The 5,206-nt window shown below is 36.5% G+C and carries 7 protein-coding genes and 1 rRNA gene; 1 reads left to right on the plus strand and 7 read right to left on the minus strand.

What is annotated here, in order from left to right; genetic code table 11:
- A 5S ribosomal RNA gene (gene rrf, locus FTT85_RS17825) occupies positions 1 to 100 on the plus strand; the annotation flags it as partial.
- A gap of 188 nt (positions 101 to 288) precedes the next feature.
- Here the strand turns inward: rrf and FTT85_RS17830 are convergent.
- The 7 genes from FTT85_RS17830 to FTT85_RS17860 form a co-directional block, all read right to left on the minus strand.
- On the minus strand, positions 289 to 699 hold the full coding sequence (locus tag FTT85_RS17830; RefSeq protein ID WP_180184080.1) for a roadblock/LC7 domain-containing protein: 411 nt from the start codon (positions 697 to 699) through the stop codon (positions 289 to 291).
- Positions 700 to 709: 10 nt separating this feature from the next.
- Positions 710 to 1,255: an ATP/GTP-binding protein gene (locus FTT85_RS17835; RefSeq protein ID WP_180184081.1), complete on the minus strand. Its 546-nt coding sequence runs from the start codon at positions 1,253 to 1,255 to the stop codon at positions 710 to 712.
- 15 nt (positions 1,256 to 1,270) lie between these two features.
- Positions 1,271 to 2,245: a hypothetical protein gene (locus FTT85_RS17840; RefSeq protein ID WP_180184082.1), complete on the minus strand. Its 975-nt coding sequence runs from the start codon at positions 2,243 to 2,245 to the stop codon at positions 1,271 to 1,273.
- Between the two features lie 86 nt (positions 2,246 to 2,331).
- The gene (locus FTT85_RS17845) at positions 2,332 to 2,691 is read right to left on the minus strand and encodes a roadblock/LC7 domain-containing protein (RefSeq protein ID WP_180184083.1); all 360 of its coding nucleotides are present in this window, start codon (positions 2,689 to 2,691) and stop codon (positions 2,332 to 2,334) included.
- Positions 2,692 to 3,118: 427 nt separating this feature from the next.
- Positions 3,119 to 3,760: a hypothetical protein gene (locus FTT85_RS17850; RefSeq protein WP_111884993.1), complete on the minus strand. Its 642-nt coding sequence runs from the start codon at positions 3,758 to 3,760 to the stop codon at positions 3,119 to 3,121.
- 18 nt (positions 3,761 to 3,778) lie between these two features.
- Positions 3,779 to 4,207, minus strand: a complete 429-nt coding sequence (locus tag FTT85_RS17855; RefSeq protein ID WP_078194278.1) for a ClpXP protease specificity-enhancing factor — start codon at positions 4,205 to 4,207, stop codon at positions 3,779 to 3,781.
- Between the two features lie 27 nt (positions 4,208 to 4,234).
- Positions 4,235 to 4,888, minus strand: a complete 654-nt coding sequence (locus tag FTT85_RS17860) for a glutathione S-transferase N-terminal domain-containing protein (RefSeq protein ID WP_111884994.1) — start codon at positions 4,886 to 4,888, stop codon at positions 4,235 to 4,237.
- Positions 4,889 to 5,206: the final 318 nt, after the last annotated feature.

The raw sequence follows: 5,206 nt of genomic DNA on the forward strand, positions 1-5,206 counted from the left end.
AAGAGTGAACCACCTGATCCCTTCCCGAACTCAGAAGTGAAACCTCTTAGCGCTGATGGTAGTGTGGGGTTACCCATGTGAGAGTAAGTCATCGCCAGCTCATTATTCGAAACACCCCCTGACTAGTGCAGGGGGTGTTTTTTTATGTGTGCGGAAAAAGGAAAATAAGAAAAAATAAGAGAAATGAAAAAAGCATAAAATATGAAAATGAATATGTTGTAAGTGGATAATATATGAATATTTCTCACTCAAATATATAGTAAGATGCCCTCAATATTTCTATCAGGGTTATTGATCCGCTGAAATAATTGATTGCGTTGCAGCTTTAAGCATATATAAGACTTGGCCTAATAAAATATCTTTGTCTGTTAGTGCCACAATAATCATGGGGTGATTTTGAGCAGAGACTGATGCAAGTATCGCTTTTCCATTTTCGGCATCTAAGGTTATATTTTGACAACCGACCAAATGAATTTCTTTGATAAATGCTGACACCATTGCCAGGATAGAGCTGCTAACCGCAGCTAACTTGCTATTGTTATATTGCCCACGTTTGTAAACACTCGTTAGCTCAAATCCATCTGTTGAACACACCATGATGAAATGAACGCCTCGTGCATTGTTAATAATATTATTTATTTGTTCACGGGCATGTTGTATTAACTCATTCGAAGCGGTGCGTTTTGTGACATTAAACATGTTTTGCTCCTTATGCAGTGATATAGTGATTTACTTCGATTGAGGTAATTAAAGCTTCAAGAAGCAGTAAAACGTCAGATTTTTTGCGACAGTCGATAAAGAATAGGGGCGAATATAAGTCCTGACTAATTAACCAATCCTTATAGATAGCGGTATTTGTCGAACTGGTGATTTCATCTGTATGGGTAATTCCAATGGCTATGTTATCTGTATAGTTTTGGAAGGTTTCTAAGTAGCTTTCGAGTTCACTTAAGGGGTCATTAACATTATGATCAATTAGAATAATCGTCCCGATTGCGCCTTGACAAATCACAGGCCAAATAAAATCAAAACGACTTTGTCCAGGGGTACCATATAAACCTATTTTTAAACCATCTTCTAAGGTCACTTCTCCGTAGTCGATACCTACTGTGGTTTCAAGTTTTTGATGGCTGGTTTGATCTGTATTAAACGCCTCGGTCAGTAGAATTGGGATATCAGAAAGTGAACGGATCGCTTCAGTTTTTCCAGCACCCATAGAACCAGCAAAGACAATTTTATATTGCTGAAGAATCATGTTTGATGTCCTATTCTAAAATCCAAATTTACGGCGTAATTTACGAAAGAAGTTTTGCACAAAGTTCTTTTCTTCTGTTGGTTCATGTGTTTCAGGTGGCGTGTAATGTTTATCCCAAAGATTTATTTTTTTAATATTCAGTGATGCCATATTTGCAGCAATGAACTGTCGAACGGTGCTGAGGGGTATATCATATTGTTCTGCGATCGCTGATATCTTTGCGCCCTGGATAAAACATGCAGAAAGTTGAAAAATTTGTTTATGAGATAAATGTTCAGCAGGTTTTGGCCAGCTTAAAATTCGAAAATGACCATCTTCAGGAACTGTTTGGTAAAAATTCGGAGTTTGCCAAAATAGATTCCATATCCAGTCTTGAAGGATGACGGGGTGCTTTCGACTTACATGGGTCATATCTTCAATTGATGCGAAATCATATTTAAAACTAGCATCTGTGTGTTGAAGTTGACGCTCGAGGTTGAGCCAAGCTATATTTTGCGCGGTATCGATTACCGCTATTGTACCTAGATCATCATATAGGTGTAATTTTTCATGGTTATCTTCTGCATACATTTTTTTGAAGTAATCATCTTCCAAATTAAAATCGCTAAAACTTTGAGTTTGACATTTTTGTGCATGCTCTATGGATTCATTAAGGCCATTATGGCTGACGAGATGTTTATCAATCCATTGATTGAGCTCTTGATTATCATCCACGGGTAGGAACAGCGTATTGTTTCTGACGCGCCCTGATTGTTGGTTGTCTTTCGAGATCTTGAGCCAAGGTAAAGCGCGGCGTGTTAATATTTTTTGAATTCCTTCGGTGTCAAAAAAACGCTCATGAATAAATAAGCAATCGAGATTCACATCAGATGCACTTTTCCATTGGATATTAAAGTGCTGTGGAAAAATTGCGTAAAGCTGATGTTTGAGTTGATCTGAATCATGAATACTTAATCCAGCAATGCCGATATTGATATATTGCTTATTCATGGTGTTCCTCGACTAATTTTATTCAAATCTGTAAAACATTTTGGGAATAAAAAACCCTCTTATTGGCATAAGAGGGTTGGGTGAAATTAAGCAAAATCTAAATTTTTTTCATAAGTTTTTAATTCGTGTCGAGCCATGGCTAGGTTTGCTTTGGCACGATCAAGTACTAAATATAAGAATACGGATTCATTATTTTCCAGTGGACGAATTAAGTGATACTGCTTTCCTAAGGTAATTAAAATATCGACAATGTGATCATCTAAATTGAGTGACTGAGCAACACGTCTTTTGGAGCGAACCACTTCAGTATTTCCAGCAGCTGCTAATTCTAAATCAATATCTCCACCGCCTTGTGTCGCCATAGCTAGGCCACTTTCACCGTCTACCAGTGCCGCTGCATAAAAACCGTCGATTGTTGTGAGTGATTCTAATGAAACTTTAGCCATTTTTATGCCCCTCTTTTAGGTTATACATGATTATTATTTGTAGATATTTAGGTAATTAAACTAGCGTTTTTAACTACATAATTTAATTATAGGAAGCGTAAGGGGCATTGCAATAAAATTAATTTTTTGCTTTAAAAGGATAATATTTTCTAAATATAGCGTTAAGTTTTTGGATTTAAAAAATGTGATTTAATTTACTGTATATATTTTTTTATGTGTATTCGGACTTCATTTTTGATATAAATTTTACCAAAAATTCAAATGTAATATTTTGTAAATGGTGTGACAAAACCCAATTTTTGCAGAATAAAGCTGACCGATTTACATAAAGAAAACAAAAAGTGATCTAAAGGCGTGTAATTTAGAATATTCAATTTAAAAAAACCTGCTTAAGAAGCAGGTCATTGATTTAGACAAATGAAGCTACTTAAGAAAAAATATTACAAGCTGCAGATGCCAAAATCCATAAAATCACCACTGCAACAATAGGCTCTACAATTTTTGACCAAGTTGGCACTTGTACTTCAGTTGTCACATCTTCTTGAGTATGTTGTTGATTAACCATTTGATTGAACTCCTTCATTGATGCTTCTAATGATATCTCTTCTTGCAGATTTGGTTTAGAACCAAGAAGCTCTGTTAGGTTGTTTGTTGACCAAACCCAATCATCCGCTTGACCAGAAAGGTGTTCAATTTGTCCATTGAGTAATTCTTGAATGCTTTGTGGTGAGTGTGAGCCGGTATCATGAAGTTGCTTTAATTCATTTAATTGTAAATGAAAAATTTCAGTTGTTAGGTGTTCAAGTTCAGAGCGTTCTAATATTGATGCATTCGATGGATTGGTGGTCAGATGGCGTGAAACTTCTTGAATATAGAGTTCATCAGGATGAGTAATTTCTTGATAAACCTTTTGAGTATTATTGCGGAGCTGATGAATCAATTCACCTAAAGTTAATGCATTAATTTCACGTATATGTTGACGTTTTTCTTCACGATTTAAATGACTTAAAAGCGTAGGCTTTTGAGATTCTATTTGTTCGACAAAATATTGTACTAAATCAAAAGCCATTATTCGCTTCCTTATTCTTTAATCGAGCAACCTTAAACCTGGTTTTTTCTTCGGCTGCTCTTGTTGTTCTTGGTCGTTTGATTTTAAAGCATTTTGATCATTCTGAATACCTTCATATTCTTGAGGATCGAAGAACATGCCTTGACCATTTTCACGTGCATAGATACCTAGAACAGCAGAAAAGGGGATATAGAGGTTTTGCGAAACGCCACCAAAGCGTGCAGAGAAAGTAATCGTCTCATTGCTCATGTGTAGCGCATGCGTTGCATGAGGTGCGATATTCAGGACAATTTGGCCATCTTGGATATATTGAACTGGCACCATCGTACCATTCTGTGTCGCATCGACAAGTAGGTACGGTGTAAGTTGATTGTCACAAATCCATTCATAAAGTGCCCGTGTTAAGTATGGACGCGTTGGAGTGAGTTGTAGTTCTTGTTCAGACATAATGCTTACTCGAATATTTACGGGAAATTAATTTTTTGCTAAAAGCTCGCTATAGCGATTTTTTTCCTGCAATGTCATCGATTTGATAAATGCAGGACGGCTAAAGATGCGTTGGCAATAGAGAAATATAGGGCGGCATTGCTGTTTGGGAAGCTCAATCCCCATGGCTTTTAGGCGCAGAAATACAGGTGCGAGCATACAGTCTAACATGCTAAATTGTTCAGACATAAAATAAGGATAATGCTGAAACAAGGGGGTTAGTGAAATGAGTGTATCACGTAATTGTTTTTGTGCTTTTTGCTTGGCTTTTTCATCGAGGGTATCGGGATGACGAAGCATAATATCGGCAAGTCTTAACCAATCTTGTTCGAAGCGCCATACATATTGACGTTGCTCTGCACGAGGCATGGGTGCATCTGCATACAGTTTATTTTGACGATATCGGTCATCCAAATATTCGGCAATAATACTGCTGTTATAGAGTTTTAGGCCATTTTCAATCATCATCGGAAGTTGATTGTAGGGATTTAAACTCGCAAGATCTTCGTCTTCATCATCAGCAATAATTAAATTATGTTTGATTTGCTTCTCTGCAAGTACATAGCGTATCCAGTGTGAGCGAAAGTCATCCGCATGACTGTAAAGCGTAATCCCTTGGAGAGGTGCATTTTCGACTGACATAATCCGAGACGATGAGAAATGAATAAGATAGGATACTAAAATTAGACAGTAAAATCACGGGGACTTTAGCAATATCAATGCAGCTACAGTGAAAATTACAGTTTTGTTTTATTTGATTTTATCTGATAGCTTTTCATGTCATTCATTTACCTGATCGTCACCGCATGATGACCATTGCACTTGTACAAAAATTCTCTGTACACGACAAAAATAGATAACTCATTGAAATAATGTCACAATAATTGTTTTCTAACGACGAATACTATGACACATCTCAATGAGTTATATCTTATCTTAAACAAATCTCTAAAATGGAAC

The organism is Acinetobacter sp. YH01020 (assembly GCF_013420275.1).
In the GTDB taxonomy this organism is placed as follows: domain Bacteria; phylum Pseudomonadota; class Gammaproteobacteria; order Pseudomonadales; family Moraxellaceae; genus Acinetobacter; species Acinetobacter amyesii.